The sequence below is a fragment of the Fulverythrobacter ferritrahens genome, assembly GCF_020539485.1.
Taxonomy (GTDB): domain Bacteria; phylum Pseudomonadota; class Alphaproteobacteria; order Sphingomonadales; family Sphingomonadaceae; genus Andeanibacterium; species Andeanibacterium ferritrahens.
Genome location: NZ_JACDXU010000002.1, coordinates 516,461 through 536,022 on the forward strand (window position 1 = coordinate 516,461; position 19,562 = coordinate 536,022).

General features: G+C 62.1%; 19 protein-coding genes. 4 read left to right on the top strand and 15 right to left on the bottom strand.

The annotated features are described in order from the left end of the window. The first annotated feature begins 5 nt into the window (after positions 1-5). Positions 6-551, top strand: coding sequence for a hypothetical protein (locus tag H0274_RS10535; protein WP_226795292.1), 546 nt, complete (start codon positions 6-8; stop codon positions 549-551). A 104-nt stretch (positions 552-655) separates the two neighbouring features. Here the strand turns inward: H0274_RS10535 and H0274_RS10540 are convergent, their stop codons facing one another. The 6 genes from H0274_RS10540 to H0274_RS10565 all read right to left on the bottom strand — a co-directional run bounded on the left by H0274_RS10540 (position 656) and on the right by H0274_RS10565 (position 8,783). Beyond that, a complete protein-coding gene (locus H0274_RS10540) occupies positions 656-3,001 on the bottom strand; it encodes a TonB-dependent receptor (protein WP_226795293.1) in 2,346 nt (781 codons plus the stop codon). Positions 3,002-3,387: 386 nt separating this feature from the next. Next, a complete protein-coding gene (locus H0274_RS10545) occupies positions 3,388-5,838 on the bottom strand; it encodes a TonB-dependent receptor (RefSeq protein WP_226795294.1) in 2,451 nt (816 codons plus the stop codon). 151 nt (positions 5,839-5,989) lie between these two features. After that, positions 5,990-7,123 carry an amidohydrolase family protein gene (locus H0274_RS10550; RefSeq protein WP_226795295.1) on the bottom strand — a complete coding sequence of 378 codons (1,134 nt, stop codon included), beginning with the start codon at positions 7,121-7,123 and terminating at the stop codon, positions 5,990-5,992. A 35-nt stretch (positions 7,124-7,158) separates the two neighbouring features. Next, complete coding sequence (locus H0274_RS10555; protein WP_226795296.1) at positions 7,159-7,584, bottom strand: nuclear transport factor 2 family protein; 426 nt, start codon at positions 7,582-7,584, stop codon at positions 7,159-7,161. Positions 7,585-7,608: 24 nt separating this feature from the next. Then, positions 7,609-8,085: a nuclear transport factor 2 family protein gene (locus H0274_RS10560; protein ID WP_226795297.1), complete on the bottom strand. Its 477-nt coding sequence runs from the start codon at positions 8,083-8,085 to the stop codon at positions 7,609-7,611. Further along, positions 8,085-8,783 carry a nuclear transport factor 2 family protein gene (locus tag H0274_RS10565; RefSeq protein WP_226795298.1) on the bottom strand — a complete coding sequence of 233 codons (699 nt, stop codon included), beginning with the start codon at positions 8,781-8,783 and terminating at the stop codon, positions 8,085-8,087. The genes H0274_RS10560 and H0274_RS10565 overlap by 1 nt, the downstream gene beginning before the upstream one ends. A gap of 71 nt (positions 8,784-8,854) precedes the next feature. Here H0274_RS10565 and H0274_RS10570 point away from each other — a divergent pair, with 71 nt between their 5' ends. Continuing rightward, entirely contained in the window at positions 8,855-9,784 is a 930-nt protein-coding gene (locus H0274_RS10570; protein WP_226795299.1) for an SDR family NAD(P)-dependent oxidoreductase, read from the top strand. 132 nt (positions 9,785-9,916) lie between these two features. Then, entirely contained in the window at positions 9,917-10,798 is an 882-nt protein-coding gene (locus tag H0274_RS10575; RefSeq protein ID WP_226795300.1) for a dienelactone hydrolase family protein, read from the top strand. Between the two features lie 204 nt (positions 10,799-11,002). Here the strand turns inward: H0274_RS10575 and H0274_RS10580 are convergent, their stop codons facing one another. From H0274_RS10580 to H0274_RS10620, 9 genes are all read right to left on the bottom strand, one after another. Then, positions 11,003-11,977, bottom strand: a complete 975-nt coding sequence (locus tag H0274_RS10580) for an alpha/beta hydrolase (protein WP_226795301.1) — start codon at positions 11,975-11,977, stop codon at positions 11,003-11,005. A gap of 28 nt (positions 11,978-12,005) precedes the next feature. After that, positions 12,006-12,830, bottom strand: a complete 825-nt coding sequence (locus H0274_RS10585; protein ID WP_226795302.1) for a CmcJ/NvfI family oxidoreductase — start codon at positions 12,828-12,830, stop codon at positions 12,006-12,008. Positions 12,831-12,867: 37 nt separating this feature from the next. Continuing rightward, positions 12,868-13,854: an aldo/keto reductase gene (locus H0274_RS10590; RefSeq protein ID WP_226795303.1), complete on the bottom strand. Its 987-nt coding sequence runs from the start codon at positions 13,852-13,854 to the stop codon at positions 12,868-12,870. Positions 13,855-14,022: 168 nt separating this feature from the next. After that, positions 14,023-14,979 (bottom strand): Gfo/Idh/MocA family oxidoreductase, encoded by a 957-nt coding sequence (locus tag H0274_RS10595; RefSeq protein ID WP_226795304.1) that lies wholly within the window; start codon positions 14,977-14,979, stop codon positions 14,023-14,025. Positions 14,980-15,060: 81 nt separating this feature from the next. Then, on the bottom strand, positions 15,061-15,972 hold the full coding sequence (locus H0274_RS10600) for a class III extradiol dioxygenase subunit beta (RefSeq protein WP_226795305.1): 912 nt from the start codon (positions 15,970-15,972) through the stop codon (positions 15,061-15,063). A gap of 2 nt (positions 15,973-15,974) precedes the next feature. Further along, positions 15,975-16,394 (bottom strand): protocatechuate 4,5-dioxygenase subunit alpha, encoded by a 420-nt coding sequence (ligA, locus tag H0274_RS10605; protein WP_226795306.1) that lies wholly within the window; start codon positions 16,392-16,394, stop codon positions 15,975-15,977. Beyond that, a complete protein-coding gene (locus H0274_RS10610; protein ID WP_226795307.1) occupies positions 16,391-16,714 on the bottom strand; it encodes a DUF2218 domain-containing protein in 324 nt (107 codons plus the stop codon). The genes ligA and H0274_RS10610 overlap by 4 nt, the downstream gene beginning before the upstream one ends. Next, the gene (locus H0274_RS10615) at positions 16,711-17,736 is read right to left on the bottom strand and encodes an amidohydrolase family protein (protein WP_226795308.1); all 1,026 of its coding nucleotides are present in this window, start codon (positions 17,734-17,736) and stop codon (positions 16,711-16,713) included. The genes H0274_RS10610 and H0274_RS10615 overlap by 4 nt, the downstream gene beginning before the upstream one ends. 17 nt (positions 17,737-17,753) lie before the next feature. Further along, on the bottom strand, positions 17,754-18,623 hold the full coding sequence (locus H0274_RS10620) for an NAD(P)-dependent oxidoreductase (protein WP_226795309.1): 870 nt from the start codon (positions 18,621-18,623) through the stop codon (positions 17,754-17,756). Between the two features lie 264 nt (positions 18,624-18,887). Between H0274_RS10620 and ligK the strand changes: the two genes are divergently transcribed. Continuing rightward, positions 18,888-19,562 (top strand): 4-carboxy-4-hydroxy-2-oxoadipate aldolase/oxaloacetate decarboxylase, encoded by a 675-nt coding sequence (ligK, locus tag H0274_RS10625; protein ID WP_226795310.1) that lies wholly within the window; start codon positions 18,888-18,890, stop codon positions 19,560-19,562.

The window sequence follows — 19,562 nt, forward strand, 5'->3', positions numbered from 1 at the left end:
TCGTAATGGCCCTGGCCTTCATACCTTCGGCATGTTCTGACGAGGCGCGGGAGTCTCCAGATACTGTTGCGGCCTGCGGTATAGCGTTGGACTACGCGCAGCGTTTCAGGACCGACTGGGAAAAACTCGGTCGTCCGATCGCGATACGCTATGAACCGGGCCTCAGCGTGCCCACACGTCAGAAACTCGAGCAAGTCCTGGCGGATAATCCGGAATTCGAGGGTGGCCCGGAGGTCGCCATCACGCTTGCGGCAGCTGATTTGCGTGACCGACGTGTGATGGATGAATGTTCAAATTTGCGAAACTGGGTGCAAACTTCCGGCATCCTTAGCGATGACGCGCGGATCGATGAGCTGACGCGTCAACCGGAATGGCCCATAGCGGTCCTTTCAATGTCGCTGCCGGCAGTCAGTGAGGATGGTTCCACCGCCCTCTTCTATTCCAGAAAATACGCGGGACCTCTTGCAGGGGCCCTCATGGCCGTGACCTACAAAAAGCAGGCAAGCGGCAAGTGGGTGCTTCACGATGAAGAGGAGCTGGCGATCAGCTAGCCGCCGAACGCTGCCACCGCTGAAGTCCGCGCTTCGGATCGCGCAAACAAAAAGGGCGGCCCCGAGAGGCCGCCCTTTCTTTTCCGGTATGCCGGAGTTTCGGATCAGAAGGTCTTCTTCACCGAAACGCGCCATTCGCGCGGCGCACCCACGGTGGAGTAAGCCGTGCCGCTGAGGGCATATACAGCCGCGAAACGGGTCGGCGTGTAATATTCGTCGAAGAGGTTCGTCACTTCGAGCGATACTTCCACGTCCTCGTTCGCATTGCGGTAGGTCAGGCGAGCGCTGCCCAGCGTGTAGGCGTCCAGGTAACGCAGGTCGGTGCTGAGCGAGTCCAGCGAGTGACCCACATACTGCTTGTCGCGGTAGGAGACGTCGAAACGCGGCGTGATCGAGCCCGTGTCGCCCAGGTCGACCTGGTACTGGATGCCGAAGCTGCCCTGGAAGGTCGGCGAGACGATCGGATCGTCAAGCGTCACGCTGGTGCCCACTGCGGCCGCGAGATAGGTGTACTTGGAATCCAGCAGGCTCAGCGAGCCGTCGATGGTCAGGCCGTCGATCGGTTCGGCGAACAGTTCCGCTTCCATACCCCAGATCTCGCCGTCGCCGGCATTGGCGCGGACGGCGCAGGGAGCTGCAATCCCGCCGTAAGCGGTGCAGTCCGACAGGCCGAGCTGGATGTTCTTGTAGTCGTTGAAGAAGCCCGAGAGGTTCAACCGCACGCGGCGATCGAACAGGTCGGTCTTCAGGCCCAGCTCATAGGAAGTGACGGTTTCGGGGCCGAAGGTGCCCATGGTCGCATGCGCGGGGTAGAACGGACGCGCCGTGACGCCGCCGCCCTTGAAGCCGGTGCTGACGGTTGCATAGGCCAGCAGCTGCTCGTTGAAGCGGTAGTCCGCCGAAACGCGCCAGTCGACACGGTTGCCGTCATAGACCGAGACGAGACCGTCGAGGTTTTCGACGCCGCCGCCCACGGGGCCCTGGCTGTAGTCAAGCCGACGACGCACGAAGGTGTAGTCCTTGTGCTCTTCGGTGTAGCGCAGGCCGCCGGTCAGGGTCAGGCTGTCGGTCGGACGAACGATCACGGTACCGAAGGCAGCGATCGTGTCGGCATTGACCGGATCGTTACCCACGAACTGCAGCGGGCTGCCAGCATAGGGACCGTAACGGATGTCCTGGATGGTGTAGTAGGTGCTCTTCTGGTCGGAATAGAAGCCGCCCAGGGTGTATTCCACCAGATCACCGACCTTGCCGTTCAGGCGCAGTTCCTGGCTGAAGAACCAGAAATCGAGATCGTTGTAACCGCCCGCGGCAATCGCCGGGTTCGGCGTGAAGTCGTCGTCCGAACCCCACTTGTTGTTGTAGGTGCGGTAGGCAGTGATCGACTGCAGGTTCAGCGAATCGCTGATCTCGTAATCGGCATGGCCCGACACGCCCCAGCCTTCGAAGACGTTGCGGTTGCCGGTGTTCCAGTCACCCGTCTGGCCGCGGCCGTCCAGGAACCAGCTGGCATAGGTGCAATACTTGCCGCAGATGAAGTTCGACTGGGCATTGTTGGTCACCGACACGACGTCAGCCGAGCTGGTGCGATCGGACTTCTGGTAATCGGCGATCACCATCAGTTCGAGCTTGGAGCCTTCGTAACGCACCGCGCCGCGCAGGCCGGTGTAGTTCTGTTCGCCCAGCTTATCGACCACGCAGCTGTCATCCGAACCCGGATGGGCAGCCATCATGGCGGGGATGCCTTCCGGATTGTTCGGGTTGGCGCAGCCATAATCGACCTGGTCGACATAGCCTTCCTGGCTCTTGTGGACGGCCGAGAAGCGCGCGAACAGATTGTCGCTGATCGGCAGGTTCGCACCAGCGCGCAGTTCGACGCGGTTACGGCTGCCATAGCTGGCTTCGCCAAAGGCTTCGGCCTTCGGTCCGGGCTTCTTCGAGAAGAGCTTGATCGCGCCGCCGATCGAGTTGCGGCCGGTCAGCGTGCCCTGCGGGCCGCGCAGAATTTCGACGCGCTCAAGGTCGAGCAGGTCGAAGTTCGCACCGGTCAGCGTCGGGTAGTAGACGTCGTCGATATACATGCCCACGCCGGGTTCATAGGCGGGGTTGAAGTCGTTCTGGCCAACGCCGCGGATCGAGGCCGACATGGAAGCGCCATAAGCACCGCCCTGTTCGGTCAGCGTCACGCTGGGAGCCTGGGCCGCGACGGCCTTGATGTCGTCCTGGTTGCGCGATTCGAGCAGCGCGGCATCCACCGCCGTGATCGACAGCGGGGTGTCCTGCAGCTTCTGTTCGCGGAACTGCGCGGTCACAACGATTTCGTTGCTGCGGGGTTCTGCGTCAGCGTCTTGCGCAAATGCGGGGGTGCCCACGGCGATCGCGAGAGTCGATGCGGCGAGGGTGAGCGAAACGGTACGGCGCGATGCCGTGAAACAGTTGTATCTGATCATGTACCTCTCCAGAAGGGCGCAATTGCGGGGGGTGCAATTGCTTAGCTAATCAATCCCCTGGTGAGAGGGCCCATATCGCGGAAGGTTGCTTTCGCAAGCATTTAGCTGGCACCCTGCGCAGGCGCGCAACAAGTGATGCAGGAAATCAACAGTTTGACGCAGGCAAACTGGATGGCGCGCCGATCAAGTAAAGAGTAGAACAGTTTTTTGCGGGGCTAGGAGAAAAGTATTGGCCGGGTCTAACGGTGCCATGCCCGCAATATCGGATGATCGGTGGCGAGTTGATTGTAAGCATTGCATACAATTTTTCAAGATTTATGTGCATGAATAAATGAAGGGCGACCATGCCAGGCCGCCCTCCAGATCTTGCCGCATGGGCGCGATGATCAGAACGTCTTCTTGACGCTCACCGCCCATTCGCGCGGACGGCCTGGTTGAGCCTTGTCCAGCCCCGCGCCGGCTTCGCGCAGGTCGAACAGGGTGACGTAGTAATATTCATCGGTCAGATTGGTTACCTCCAGCGATATGGAAAGGTCCTTGTCCGGATTCTGCCAGGTGAGTCTCGCATTCACGATGGTGTAGGCATCGATGTTTTGCGGCACTCCGTTATATTTGGCACCGGTATACACTTCGCTCTGATAGCTGGCGTCGATGCGCGGGGTGATCGATCCGAAAGAGCCGGCATCGATCTCATATTGCGCACCCAGCGCCCATTTCCACTTAGGCGCCCCGGCGAGCGGATCGTCGAGCGAGGTGCCGCTGACCGACGGGTCCAGCTTTGTATATTTGAAGTCGAGATAGCTTACCGAACCGTCGATCGAGAAACCTTCGGTCGGACGCAGCGTGAATTCCGCCTCGACACCCTTTTCCTCCGCATTGCCGGCATTGACCAGCGCGGCGCAGGGGGTGGTGCCGTCCGGGCAGACCGAGACGCCGATCTGAAGATCGCTCAACTTGCCGTAGAAGGCGTTGAGGTTAAGGCGCAGCATCCGGTCGAACAGATCCGCCTTCATGCCGACTTCGTAATTGGTCAGCACTTCAGGAGCGAAGCTGATTGCCTGGCTGGCATAGAAGGGGCGCGGATTGGTGCCGCCACCCTTGAAGCCGGTTGCCACGCTGCCATAGACCATCAACTCCGGAGAGAAGCGATAGTTCAGGGCAGCGCGCCAGTCCCACCGCTGGCCCTTGTAGCTGGCGACGAGCCCGGTCAGCGCCCCGGGCGTGCCCGCGCCGTTCACCGCGCCAACCGGATCGAGATAGGGGTTGATCGTCCCATCGGGATTGAGCCGGAAGTAGCGATACTCCTTGCTTTCATCCGTATAGCGGATGCCGCCGTCAAAGGTCAGGCCGGGGGTTATTTCCCAGCTGACATTGGCGAAGACCGCCTTCGCTTCCGCCGGGGTTTCGTCAGGCTGGATGAATTGCAGCGGGAACAGGCCCACGCCCGGCGCGACATTGAGATAACGCAGATCCTGATAGGAGTAATAGTCAGTCCGCTGCTTGAAGTAGTAGCCCCCCAGCACGGCGGTGATATTATCCGCCAATTGAGCGTTGAGCCGCAGTTCCTCGCTCCAGTTCCAATGGGTAAGGCTGTTATAGCCGCCCGAAAGCGGGATCGGGGAAAGATCGTCATCCACCCCGAAGGTGGTATCCCAGGCCTGATAGGCCAGGATATTGTCGATCGAGATCGTGTCGCTCAACGCGAAGTGGAAATTCGCGGCCAGATTGTACCCGCTATAGACGCTCTGGTCGGAATTCTGCGTCGCCAGCAGCGGCTGGCCGGTCGGCGGAGTGGCTACGCCAAAATAGGTGATCGCCGGTGATGAGTAGGACGAGAAGTTGCAGAACTTCCCGCAGATGAAGCGGTTGTCGTAGGGAACCCCGCCGATATTGGTGTTGGGATTGTCGATCACATCGGTCGCCGCCAGCACTTCGCCTGCGGCAGTGTGGGAATCATGGATATATTCCGCACTCAGATTGATATCGATGTCGCTCGAGGGGTTGTAGCGCAGGGCCCCGCGCACTGCCTGATAGCCGACTTCGCCCAGCTTATCGATCAGGCAGGAGCCTTGCGGCTTGAGGGCGGGAATGCCGCCCGCCGGGTTGACCAGCTTGGTGGTGCCGTCATTCGCCTTGAAGGTGGCCGAACCGCCCGCCGGATAGACGCAGCCGAAATCGTAGCGTTCGACATAGCCTTCCTGATGCTTGTAGACGCCCGAGACGCGGCCTGAGAGATCGTCCGTCAGCTTGAAGTCGAAGCCGCCGCGCAGCCCGATCCGGTTCCGGCTGCCATAAGTGGCCTCCATATAGCCGGTGTTGCTGCCCTGGGGCCTGCGGGTGAACATCTTGATTGAGCCACCTTCCGAATTTCGCCCGGAAAGCGTGCCCTGAGGCCCGCGCAGGATTTCGACGCGCTCCAGATCGAGCAGGTCGAACACTGCGCCGGTCAGTTGCGGATAATAGACATCGTCGATGTAGATGCCCACGCCCGGCTCGAAGGCTGGGTTGAAGTCCGCCCCCCCGATGCCGCGGATCGAAACCGCGATTGAGGGGCCGAACGAGGCACCCTGCGGCTTGAGTGTGACGTTGGGGGCGCTGTCCGCGACCTGAGCCAGATTGGTCTGGCTTTTGGCTTCCATGGTTTCCGCCGTCACGGCCGTGATGGCCAGCGGAGTATCCTGCAGGTTCTGTTCGCGGAACTGGGCAGTAACGATGATGTCGTTATTGCCGGTCGTATTGTCCTGGTCGGACTGTGCGGCGGCCGGACTTGCGATCCCGATTGCAAGCATGGACGCGCCGAGCACCATGGTGGTGCGCAGATGCAGATTGTTTTTCATTTTACCCTCTCCAGATTTTGTAAGTGCATTTCTCAGAAAGAGCCGGTCCGTTTGTCTGTTATCCGGCCCAAAATGCTTGCGTTTCTCCTTTCATTTCCGGGGCGCTTGTGAGTGGTGTGCCGCCCATCAAAAGCCGGGCGGCTCACCTGTGTCAGGCGGGAAGGTTGAACACCCTGCGGGCATTGCCTTCCATCAGCATCTTCTTGTGCTCGTCACTGATCGTCAGGCGATCATAGGCGGCGACCTCGTCGCTCGATTGCTGGTAGGGGTAATCCATCGCGTAGAGTACGCGTTCGGGGCCCAGCACATCCATGCAGAACTTGATTCCCGGCTCCCACCCGACGCCGCTGGTGGTGACCCAGATGTTGTTGCGGAAATAATGGCTGACCGGGTGTTGCAGCTTCACCGGCGGCTGGCCGCCGCGCAGGCCCGCGCGATTGTCCGCATTGCCCTGCATCCAGTCGAAGCGATAGAGATGCAGCGGCAGGCATTCGCCCAGATGGCCGATCACCAGCTTCAGCTTCGGGAAGCGGTCGAAAGCGCCGGAAAAGATCAGCCCCATCGTGTGCAGCCATACGTCGTGCGGGAAGCCGCCCAGCGCGCCGAAGAAGCCGCGCGTTTCATAATGCGGCGCGTTGAAGGGCGCTGTGGGATGGATGTAGAGCGCGCCGTCATGCGCTTCCAGCGCCTCAAGGATCGGCCAGTATTCCTGCTCGTCGATATAATGGCCCTGCCAGTGTGAATTGAGCACAGCGCCATTGAGCTTCAGCGTGCCCAGCGCGCGGTCCAGTTCCTTGACCGATCCCGCCACGTCCCGCGGATCGAAGGCCGCAAGGGCCGAGAAGCGGTCTGGATGGCGGGCACAGGCATCGGCGGCGATGTCGTTCGCCTCACGCGACAGGGGCGTGCCTTCGCCCGGCTTCACCACCTGCACGCCGGGCGCGGTGAGCAGCAGCAATTGCCGGTCGATCCCGAATTCATCCATGTGGGACAGGCGCAGATCGCCCAGATCCAGCAGCATTTCCTGCAAAGACGGCATCCGGGCGAAGAGGCCCGCCATCTTCAGCGAATCGTCGTCCGGTGCGGCGCCGCTCTGCAGATATTTCATCTGCGCATCCACCAGTGCGGGGAAGGTCCAGGCCTCTTCCGTGGCGATGCGCTTGTAGGGTGCGCTGCGATCGATATGCCCGGCGCGCGGGGCAAGCCCGATCCGCGTCCTGACGCTGAAATCTTCCTCGAAATGGCCCTTCAGGCCCTTTTCGCTACCATCCGGCAGAAGCGGCATCCCATCCCTCCCATCAGCCGGCCTTTGGCAGCCGGTCAGAACATTCCATTATCGTTGCGTGCGGTTTCCGGCACTTCCTGCATCACGTCCCAATGTTCGACGACATAGCCGTCCTTGATCCGCAGGATATCTACCACGGCATAGCCGCGCTCGTCTTTGCGGCGGCGGAAATGGTGGTGGACAGTCACCAGCCCTTCGCCGTCCTTTTCCTCGCCGAAGATCACGCGCTTCACATCATGCGTCAGTTCGGGATTGTTGCGCACGGCGGCGGCCAGCACTTCCAGCGTGGCATCGCGTCCTGTGGGTGCATTGGGGTTGTGCTGGATGTAATCCGGATGGACCCAGGCGAGGAAGGCGTCGGTCGGATTGTCCTGATGGTGGAACAGCTCGATGAACCGTTCCGCCACTTCACGGACGGAGAGCTTTTCCCGATTGGAAGTATCCCTCGGATCGATCGTCACGTGCCTCTCCTGCCTGTTTTGCGTTCAGAACATCCCGTTATTATTGGCGCTCTTGGCGGGGACGGGCTGCACTACGTCCCAATGTTCCACGATCTTGCAATTCTCCACGCGGAAGATGTCCACCACGGCTGAGGGGGCAGCGTCCGGATTGAAGCGCGCTTCATTATGCACGGCCACCAGATCGCCATCGGCGATCACGCGGTGGACGATATAGCGCGCCTGCGGGTTCGCATCGAAGAAGGGCTGCAGGAAGCCGACCGCCGCATCGCGCCCTGTGGCGGCGAAGGGATTGTGGTTGATGTAATCGGGGTGGACCCAGCGTTCAAAGGCCACCTTGGCGTTGCGCTGCTCGAAGAACAGGGGAATGAACTCATCCAGCACTTCGCGCGCGCTCATGGTGCAGGGCGCGTCGGATTGCCCGGTTTCGGCTGCGGCTGCCGGGACGGCGACCATGGTGGAGGCCAGCGCCCCCGCCAGAATGGTTGCGAGGGCGCCGCGCATCACTTCTTCTCCTGCCCGGCCAGAATCGAGCCGAACTTCGGATGGGCGAAGTGCATCGGCACATCCTGGCGATAGGGCCAGGTCTGGCGATGCTGGTCGGCGGGCAGCAGGACGTCGGGCCCCAGCGGATCTTCGGGGAAGGTCTTCTCGGCGGGCTGGAGGTGCGCGGTGGTGTGCGCCCAGCCTTCCTCGTAATTGCCCTGCCACTGCATCATGTAGTCCAGCCGCTTGATCTTCCAGATCCCGTCGACCTTCACATAATCGTTCTCGTAAATGCCGGCTTCCATGAATTGCTGCGGCATCATTTCTTCCTTGGTGTCCTGGAAGTCATCATGCCAGCCGCCCAGCAGGATGCCGTGGAAGCGGCCCTTGGCGGTCTGCCGGTCAGGCGCGACGGTGATGATGTCCTGCATCTGGAAATGGTCCAGCAGCAACCCGTTTACAGGGCCGGGGCGTCCGCCGGTGAAGCGGCCCGCGATCCAGTCGCCATAGAGGCGCTTCACACCGGCATGGCCGACATATTCGCCCGAAAGGAACACCACCGCGCCATCTTCGGCAAACAGGTCGGCCACTTCCTCGGGACGGTTGAAATCGATGTAATAGCCATAGGCCCAGTGCAACCGCCGGATCGCCTGGATATCCTCCAGCACGCCGACCTTCTGCTCCAGCTCCGCCAGGCGGGCTTCCACATCGCTCATTTGCTCTCTCCCAATTTGCTTGGCACACGTTACTAACGATCGTGATAATTTTGGCGAGAGGATTTTCGGACATGAGCAATGCAGATCGCCCCTGGGAGGGCCGGGTCGCTTTCATCACTGGCGCGGTCACGGGTATCGGGCTGGGCGTGGCGCAGGCCTTCGCCGATGCGGGGATGCGGCTGGCGCTGTCCTACAGGAACGAGGATGACAAGAACCGCGTGGCGGAATGGTTCAAGGCAAAGGGCTATGAACAGCCGCTGTTCCTCAAGCTGGACGTGACTGACCGTGCCCGCTTTGCCCAAGTGGCGGAAGAAGTGGTGAAGCATTTCGGCGAGGTTCACGTGCTGGTGAACAATGCCGGCGTCTCGGTCTTCGGGCCGACGGACGAGGCCAGCTATGACGATTATGACTGGATCATGGGGGTCAATTTCGGCGGCGTGGTGAACGGGCTGGTTTCCTTCCTGCCCAAGATCAAGGCCAGTCACGGCCGTCGCCATGTGGTGAACATCGCAAGCATGGCCGCCTTCCTGCCCGGCCCGCAGGCGGGGATATATACCGCCAGCAAGTTCGCCGTGCGCGGCCTCACCGAATCGCTGCGCTACAATCTGGCCCCGCACAAGATCGGCTGCTCGCTGTGCTGCCCGGCGCTGACCCGCACCAATGCCTGGACCAGCGCCTTGAAGCGTCCTGACGGCTTTGGCACCAGCGGATTTCCCGAAGTGGCCGAGGGCGAGCTGCAGCAATTCGGTACTGCTTTCGAGGAAGGGATGGACCCCTATGAGGTCGGCACCAAGATCCTTGCCGGCATGACCGAGCAGAAGGGCCTGATCCTGACCCATCCTGAGCATGGCCCCGATTTTGAGGAAATCCACGCCGCAACCATGGCCGCCCTGCCCAAGGAAGAAGCCCCTGCGGGCCGCCTGAAGATCGAACAATTGCGCCGCGACGCAATGAAGGCCGCCGAGGAAGGGCTGATCATCCGTCTCGATGACCTGACCTGATCGACCGATTTTCTTATTCCGCCTGCCGGTGCCTATTGGGCATTGGCAGGCCCGGACAAAAACAACATAGTGTCGGGCGATCCGGCGGGGCAACGTCCACCGGCTGGACGGGAGAAGTTAAGGAGAGAATCGATGTGCGATGATTTCACGGCTCTGGCCGATGATGCCACGCTGGCGAAACGGGGCCTTAGCCGCAGGGACTTTGCGGCGATCAGTGCGGCGGCGATGGGAACGCTTACGGTCAGCACTGCTTGCGCGGCGCAAGGCACCAGCCCGGCGCTGACTGAAACCACGGTTTCCATCACCACGCCCGATGGCAAGATGGACGCCTTCTTCGTCCATCCGACGGAGGGCAAGCATCCCGCCGTCATCATGTATCCTGACATTGCGGGCCTGCGCGATGCCTATAAGGCGATGGCGCGCACGCTCGCCGCGTCCGGCTATGCGGTGGTGGCGGTGAACCATTATTACCGCAGCGCCAAGGCGCCGGTGATGGCCACCATCTCCGAATTCTTCGCCCCCGAAGGGCGCGAGAAGCTCGCCCCGATGATGGCCAAGCTGACTACGCCCGCAATCATGAGCGATGCCAAGGCAATCGTGGCCTGGCTCGATGCGAACCCGGCGGTGGATGCCAGCAAGAAGATCGCTGCTGAAGGCTATTGCATGACTGGCTCCTACGCTGTGCGCACGGCTGCTGCCGTGCCTGGCCGCGTGGGCGCGGTAAGTTCCTTCCACGGCGGCGGCCTCGTCACTGCAGCGCCGGACAGCCCGCACAAGCTGCTCAAGGGCACCAAGGCGCTGTATCTCTTCGCCATTGCGCAGAACGACGACAAGCGCAGCCCGGATGACAAGGTGGCCCTGCGCCACGCGGCGGAAGATGCTGGCGTCGGCGCCCGCGTGGAAGTCTTCGCCGCAGATCACGGCTGGTGTACGGTGGATTCGGCCGCTTATGAACCGGTCGAGGCGGAACGGGCGCGCATTCTCTCGCTGTGGAATTACGGCAAGATGGGCTGATCGCCCGTCTTCGAGGCCTGATTATGAAAAGGCCCCGTCTCACTGGGTGAGGCGGGGCTTTTTCTATGACGACAAGTATTCTTCCGTCGTCCCGGGCTTGACCCGGGACCGCTGGCCACCTTGAGCCAGGCCAACTCTAATCAGGCCATCTTTAGTCAGGACTGCCAGCGATCCCGGCCTTCGCCGGGATGACGGATAGAAGCCTCAGCGCAGATTCTTCCGCTCGATCGTCACGTCCGGATCGCCGCACAGGCCGCAATCCTTGCCGACGAAGCTCTTCGCGGCCTTCTGATCGCCGCGCAATTGCCATTCCAGCCAGTCCACCGCGATGCGCGCGCCCTTGCCGCCCATTGGTTCGTGATAAGTGCCGCCATGCCCGGTGGGCAGGTTCACCATCACGGCAGGCACGTGGTTGATGTGTTCGAAATCGTCCTTGCCATTGGCATAGGCAATGTCTGTCGGCCCGCCCTGAATATAGATCACGGGCGTATGAAGCTTCGCCAGCGCGCTCTTGGGCAGTTCCATGCCGGGAATGCCCAGCGAAGGATCGGTCAGCAGCCCGCTATTCTGGATCACCAGCGTATCGATCCGGGGATCGGGCGCGATCTCCAATGCCTGGATGCCGCCGCAACTGAAGCCGCCTGCGGCAATCGCCTTCTCGTCGATCAGCCCGTGATAGGGGCTGCCTGCGCGGGCATTTTCCGCCAGCGCCCAATCCAGCGCGCTGGTCAGGTCCGCTGCTTTGGTGGGCGGCGGGGGATAGGAACCGTCGGCATTGCGCCCGCGCGGCGCGGCCTTGGGGTCATGCGCATTCGGCCCGCTCCGCCATTTGCCCGGCGCGATCACGAGATAGCCATAGGATGCGATCTGCGAGAGATGCAGGCGTGAACTGGTGGCATCGTCCGCACAGGCGCCATTGCCCCACACGAACAGGCCCAGCTTGGCCTTGCCGAGTTTGGAGAGGTCCGCCGGGCGATAAATCACATGATCGGGCAGGGAAGGATCGACCTCGATCAGCGAGGGATAGGGGCCGTCTCCGGCGGTATCGGGAACCTTGTCCCGCTCGGCCTCCTGCCGGGCCATGTCCTCCGGCGATTCCTGCGCGGCGGCCTGAACGGTCATGCCGGCAGTCGCCAGCAGCGCCAGCGCGCCGGCCAGATATCGTGTTTTCCTCTCCATCACTTCCCCCTTCTTCTTTATCGCGGGTCTATTCGAACCAATAGGCAGTGCCCCGCATTTCCAGGCTGACCCGCGCGGGCGCATCCGGCCCGGCGAGCGGATTGTCGAAAGCGCCATGCGGCGTCAGCTGTGCCCTTTGCGGGTCGCTCTCGCTGCTCTTGAACACGATTGCCTCGTCGGTGCGCATGTCGCTGAAATAATGCCAGCGATGGGCCGGATTATGCCGGATGACATAATTGCCGAAGCTCCATTCGGGCGAGCCATCGGGCGGATCGAAGATCGCCAGGCAATCGATCAGATCGCCTTGGGAAACGCTGGGATAGGCGCACATGGCCAGCGGTACGTCCTGTGGCGGGCCGGACAGCACACGCCAGACATTATACTGCGCGCTGCGAAGGATTGCGCGGCCGCCGGTCACGTCGGGGCCGGGCGCGCCCTGTTCGCGGGCCGAGGCGGCGGCGGAAACCGACATGTCGACATGGGCGAAGCGGGCGGGGTGCGAATTATCGGTGCTGCCGGTGCGGCCGCTCCGCTCCGAATAGCGCAAGATGCCGCGCGGCATGACGGCCACGTGATCCGCGCCGGTAACCTTCTTCAGCAGCGCCTCGATCTCGCCTGCATGGATGCGGGCCACCGCTTCCATGTCGGTAAGGTCGGAGAGGGCGCTGGCATGGCTGACGAGGATGAACCCCTCGCGGTCGAGCGAGGTTTCGGTGCCTCGCGCGTCCGCGATATCCATCTCCACCGGGGCGAGGGGGACATAGTCCTTCTCATGCGCGTTGGCGTAGAAATAAGGCTGTTTGCCGGTATCCTCGGTATAGCCGATTTCCGCGCGCACATTGCCGCCTGGCATATGTCCCGTTCCTCTTCCGTGGCGGAGCCTGGCCTTTTTAGGCGAAGTCTTCCGTGTCGATCGTCGGCCGGATCGCATCGTGATAGCGATGGCCGGCAACGGTCTGTTGGTTGATCAAGGCGTCCGCCCGGTCAAGCATATCCTGCCCGATGCCCACGCTGGCGGCGTTATAATTGTCTTCCAGATGCTGCAGGCTGGTGGTGCCGGGGATGACGTGGACATTGCCTCCACGGCTCAGCACCCAGGCATTTGCCAGCTGGCCCGGCGTAACGCCCGCTTCGGTGGCCAGCGCCACGAACTGCTCGATCAGCGCCAGGTTCTTCGGCCAGTTTTCCGCGTTGAAGCGCGGCATGACGTTGCGCAGATCGCCTTCTTCCAGCGTCGTCGGGTCTTTCAGCACGCCGCCCAGCGCGCCGCGACCGACGGGGGAGAAGGCCACCAGAGCGATGCCCAGTTCCTTGCAGGTGTCCAGCACGCCCAGTTCGACATTGCGGGTCCACAGCGAATATTCGGTCTGCACCGCGCCCACGGGATGGATGCCATGTGCCTCGCGAATATGGGCGGAGCTCCATTCGGACACGCCATAGGCGCCGATCTTGCCCGCATCGATGGCGTCTTTCAGTGCGCCAACGGAATCGGCAATCGGCACCTTGGGGTCGAAACGGTGCATGTAATAAAGATCGATGTGATCGGTTTCGAGCAGCTTGAGGCTGGTCTCGATGGCGGCATGGATCGCCTCGGGGCTGCAATCCACGCCGCGCTTGGGGCCTTCCACCACGATGCCGCATTTGGAGGCGAGGAAGAACTCCTTGCGGCGGCCCTTCAGGGCGGCGGCGATCAGCGCCTCGTTCTTGCCCGCGCCATAGATGCGGGCCGTGTCGAGATGGTCGTAACCCAGGTCCAGCGCGCGGTTGAGCAGCTTCACGCCCTCTTCTTGGCTGGGCGGAGTGCCATAGGCCCAGGACAGGTTCATGCAGCCGAGGCCGACGGGATGGACGGAGCGGTTTGCCAGTTGGCGCTTCATGGATTTCCTCGTCACGAGCTTTGGAGCGGGGCGCATATCGGCCCCCAGATGCAAGACACGGGCCCGAACGGGTGAACCGCCGAGCCCGTGCCTGTGTTTAGTCCGGGCTGCGTCAATCGCAACCGCTGCCGCGCCAGTCCATAACGGAAACGGCGCGGCGGGATGGGATCAGGACCAGCCGTCCTGCGCTTCGAGGCTGGCGGCCAGTTCGCCGATCACCCGGTAGCAGTCGAGCACGCCGGCGACCGAGGAATTCGGTTCGCGGCCTTCGCGGATCGCGGCGATGAATTCGCGGTCCTGCAGTTCGATGCCGTTGTTCGACACGGTCACGCCGGTCAGGTCCACCGGTTCTTCCTTGCCGGTGACGAGATCGTCATAGCGGGCGATGAAGGTCGCATTATCGCCGATATAGCGGAAGAAGGTGCCGAGCGGCCCGTCATTGTTGAACGAGAGCGAGAGAGTGCAGATCGCGCCGCTTTCGCTCTTGAGCTGGATCGACATGTCCATGGCGATGCCCAGTTCCGGGTGCTTGGGGCCCTGAATGGCATTGGCGGTGACGATCTTGCCCGCCTGATAGGCGAACAGGTCGATCGTGTGGGCCGCGTGGTGCCACAGCAGGTGGTCGGTCCAGCTGCGCGGCTCGCCCTTGGCGTTCATGTTCTTGCGGCGGAAGAAATAGGTCTGAACGTCCATCTGCTGGATGTTCAGCTCGCCGGCCACGATCTTGTTGTGAACGTACTGGTGGCTGGGGTTGAAGCGGCGGGTATGGCCCACCATGCAGACCAGGCCCGTTTCCTTCTGCTTGGCGGCAACCGCTTCCGCATCGCCCCAGCTGTCGGACAGGGGGATTTCCACCTGCACGTGCTTGCCCGCATTCATGCAGGCAATGGCCTGTTCGGCGTGCATCTGGGTGGGGGTGCACAGGATCACTGCGTCCACATCGTCCCGCTCCAGCGCTTCCGACAATTCGGTGCCCGAATGCTTGGCGCCATATTTGGCAGCCACTTCCGCGGCCTGTTCGGCCCGGCGGGAAATGACCGAGGTGATTTCGACGCCGTCGATATTCTTCAGGCCATCGAGGTGCTTTTCACCGAAAGCACCGGCGCCCACGAGTGCAATGCGCATGTCTGCTCTCCTGTCTCGCTAAAGTTGAAAATAGGGACGGGCGCCTGCCGATGCAGGCGCCCGTAAACTCTGCCGGACCTATCAGGCCCCGGCGGTCAGGCTGTGGCCGCTCATCACCTTGCGCGGTTCGAGCGGAGCGCCAGCGGTTTCCTCCGGCTGGAGCAGCAGGGCGCCCAGCGCGGTGTTGGAGGCGGGGATGTGGTAGAAGGTGTAGAGATCCTTCACCTTGTCGCCCAGCGCGCCGCGCATGATCAGCCACATCACCAGTTCGATGCCTTCGCTGCCTGCTTCGCGCAGATATTCGATATGCGGCATCTTGCTGAGGGTTTCGGGGTCCTTGATCAGCATGTCGATGAAGTTGAGATCGAACTCCTTGTTGATCAGGCCCGCGCGCGGACCCTGCAACTGGTGGCTCATGCCGCCCGTGCCCCAGACATGGACGTTCAGATCTTCCGGGAAGCTCTCCACCGCGGCGCGGATGGAATCGCCCAGGTTGAAGCAGCGACGGCCCGACGGCGGCGGATAGGTCACCACGTTGACGGGGAAGGGGATGACCTTGCACGGCCATGCATCGGGCTCGCCGAACATCATCGAGAGCGGCACGGTGCAGCCATGGTCTACATCCATCTTGTTGAAGATGGTCATGTCGAAATCGTCGAGGATCAGGCTCTGGGCGATGTGCCAGGCAAGATCCGGGTGACCGATCACGTCGGGAACCGGGCGCGGGCCCCAGCCTTCGTCGGCCGGCTTGAAGCTTTCGGCGCAACCGATCGAGAAGGTGGGGATCACGTTCATGTCGAAGGCGGAAGCGTGGTCGTTATAAACCAGCACCACCACATCGGGCATGTTGCCCGGCTGCTTGATCCATTCCTTGATCGGCTCGTAGCCCTTGAAGACCGGACCCCAATATTCATTGTCCGAAGTCTTGGTCTGCAGGGCGGCGCCCAGCGCGGGGATGTGGCTGGACGTAATGCCCGTAGTAACGCGTGCCATGATCAGAAACCTCCCTTGATCGAGCGCACGCCTTCGGGCGAACGGCCACCATTGATCATCATCTGTGCATATTCTTCCTGGGTCATGCCGGTCATCGAACCGGCGGCGAACTGGAAGCTCTTGCCGTCGGTAGAGAACAGCTTGGACAGGAAGTAGACGTTGCCGCCTTCATCGATCATCGCGTTGTAATCGCGGTCCAGCACGGCCTGCTTGGCGGCGGGCGTCAGGTTCCATTCGTCCAGATAGGCGCTTTCGTCGGCCTTGAAGCGCTCGCGGTTTTCTTCCTTCATCAGGCTCATCGCGAACTGGTTCAGCCAATAGCCCTTGCGGGCGCGCTGCGCGGTAAACACCCGGGTGCCCGGGATGTCGTCGAACGCCGCGAGGTATTCGTGGATGTCGATCCTCTGCTTCTTTTCGCTCATTGTTCTTTCCATTCGTAGCTCAGGGGCGCCTCTTTGAAGGCGAACCGGTCAATATGGCGTTCGATCACGCCGCGCAGGTGGACGTTGCGTTCGGCATCGCCGGTGACGAGAGTGATCGCGATCCCCTCGCCGTGAACCTGCATCGTCGCATTCTCGATTTCGGAAAACGGAAACGCGCCCAGCCCGTCGGCATAGCTGGTGGCCATCTTGTGGCTCCAGTGGCTGACGAGCTGCTGGATATACCGGTCCGGCCTGGCGCAGCGCGCAAGGCCGGTTGCAACACGGGCAGCGTCGAGGGGGGCGGTTTCGTTTGCGGTCATAGGCCACGTTCCTTCAATCGGGCATCAAGCCTCGGGAACACCTTACGCGCATTGCCTTCGAAGATGGCGTTTTTCTCTGCGTCAGAGATATCGAGTGCGTCGATATAGCGCTTCGTATCGTCAAAATAATGGCCGGTGGTCGGGTCGATCCCGCGCACTGCACCCACCATTTCGCTGCCGAACAGGATGTTCTTGTTCTCGATCACGTCAGCCAGCAGGTTGATGCCCGGCTGGTGATAGACGCAGGTGTCGAAGAAGATGTTGTTCATCAGATGCTGGTCGAGCGAAGGCTTCTTCAGCATGTCGGCCAGACCGCGATAGCGGCCCCAGTGATAGGGCACCGCGCCGCCGCCATGCGGAATGATGAAGCGCAGCGTCGGGAAGTCGGTGAACAGATCGCCTTCCAGCAGCTGCATGAAGGCCACCGTGTCGGCGGCCAGGTAATAGCCGCCCGTGGCGTGCATCGCCGGGTTGCAGCTGCCAGAGACGTGGATCATCGCCGGAACGTCCAGCTCCACCATCTTTTCATAGAAGGGATACCAGAACTTGTCGGTCAGCGGGGGCTGCTTGAAATAGCCGCCGCTCGCATCGGGGTTCAGGTTGCAGCCGATGAAGCCCAGCTCGGTCACGCAGCGTTCCAGCTCCGCGATGGAGCTGGTCATGTCCGCTTCCTGCGACTGGGGCAGCATGCAGACGCCGACGAAGGTTTCGGGGAACAGGCCGACGACACGCGCGATCAGGTCGTTGCAGGCGCGGGCCCATGGCACGGCGACCGACTGGTCACCCACATGCGGGGCCATGGCGCTGGCGCGGGGCGAGAAGATGGTCAGGTCCGCGCCGCGTTCCTTGATCAGGCGCAGCTGGTTCTGTTCAATCGTCTCGCGAATCTCGTCATCGGAGATTTCGGGATAGGCCGGCGCGGCAACGCCTGCCTTGAAGGCGGCCTTCTGCTCTTCGCGCCAGGCATCGTGCCCCTTAGGAAGCACAGTGTAATGGCCGTGGCAGTCGATCACCATTGTCATGTCTTGACTTTCTCCGTTCAGTTCGGGCGCTTGAAGCCCGGTGATGCCTTGATTGCATCGATCTTCGCCCGCAAGCCCTTTGGCGGCAAAATTGCAAGTTCGCCGATGGCTTGCTGCCAGGCGACGGTGTTGTCCGTCATCATCGGCGCGATGTTGAGACCCGCCAATGTCTTGGCGGATTCCTGCATTTCAGCCGCACGGCGCAGGCCATGCACGATCATCCGGTCGAGATTGTAATCCGCCCGTTCGGTCCAGCTCACCTGTTTTTCGCTGGCGTCCAGCGAAGCGAGGACTTCATCAAGCACGCCTGCGGAATCTGCGGCCAGCACCAGTTCGGCGGTCAGTGCCTCCAGCCCCTTGACCATTACCGAGCGGATCATCTTGATCGCGCTGGCGCGGCCCACTTCATCGCCCACCACACGCGTATTGGCAAAGCCCAGCGCGTTGAGCATTCCCGTGGCGTCCTGCGCGGCGGCGCCCGCGATCAGCAGCGGAACGGACAGGGCCTGGGGATCGACCGGGGCCATCACCGCGACATCGACATAGCGCCCGCCTGCTTCCTCCACCATGGCGGCGGCCTGCCGCTTGGTCTCGGGCGAGACGGAGTTCATGTCGCACCAGATCGCGCCGGGGGACAGCCAGCGGGCATAGTCCGATGCGGCGGGAAGGGCGGAATCGGCGGTTACCAACGAGAGCACGATGGCGGCGCCTTCCAGTGCGGCCCGTGCATCCGCTGCCGGGGCAACTCCGCATTCGGGCATCAGGGCGCGGCGTTCCTCGTGAATGTCCCATCCGGTGGCGGCACCGCTCCATTGCCCGGCGCGGGCAAAGGTCGAACCGGCTTCGCCAAAACCGATCAGGGACAGTCGGGGCAGGTGCGCACTCATGATTCGTATGTGCCGTTCCTCTCTGGCGGGCGATCTATCGAATGTATGTGTTACTTACAAGTTGAGGGGCAAGTTGAGGGGCAAGTCGGCGGACAAGTCCGCAGGCACCTCCATTCGCCCACCCAAGGCCATTCGCCCAAGCAAGGCTTGACGCGGGGCCGCTGCCGGATGCAAGCGCCGCCTTGCGTTTTATCGCCCGAGTGTATTTTCAACGCGGGTGGATTTTCAACCCAAGGGCACCATTTCCAAAAGGGAGAGCCGAAGATGAGCGGAGTCGTCGTCCAGAATATCGAGCGTGCGGAACGCGAGGTGGTCGAAGGACTGGGCGCCTGCGGCGTCGCCACGGTGCATGAGTCGCAGGGCCGCACCGGCCTGCTCGCCAGCTATATGCGCCCGATCTATTCCGGCGCGCGCATCGGCGCTTCGGCCGTGACGATCAGCGTGCCCCCGGGCGACAATTACATGGTCCACGCCGCGATCGAGCAGTGCCGGGATGGCGACATTCTGGTGATCGCGCCGACTTCCCCTTGTGAAGACGGCTATTTCGGCGATCTTCTGGCCACCAGCGCGCAGGCGCGGGGCGTGAAGGGCCTGATCATCGACGCCGGCGTGCGCGACGTGCGCGACCTGACCGAGATGGACTTCCCCGTCTGGTCCAAGCGCGTCTTCGCGCAGGGCACGATCAAGGCGAGCCTCGGCAGCGTGAACGTGCCGGTGGTCTGCGCCGGTGCCTATATCGAGCCGGGCGACGTGATCGTGGCCGATGATGACGGCGTCTGCGTGGTCAAGCGCGCCGATGCCGCCATGGTGCTGGAAAAGGCCCGCGCCCGCGAAGCCAATGAAGGTTCCAAGCGCCAACGACTCGCTTCGGGCGAACTGGGCCTCGACATGTACGGCTTCCGCCAGAAGCTGATCGACATGGGCCTGAAGTGGATCTGA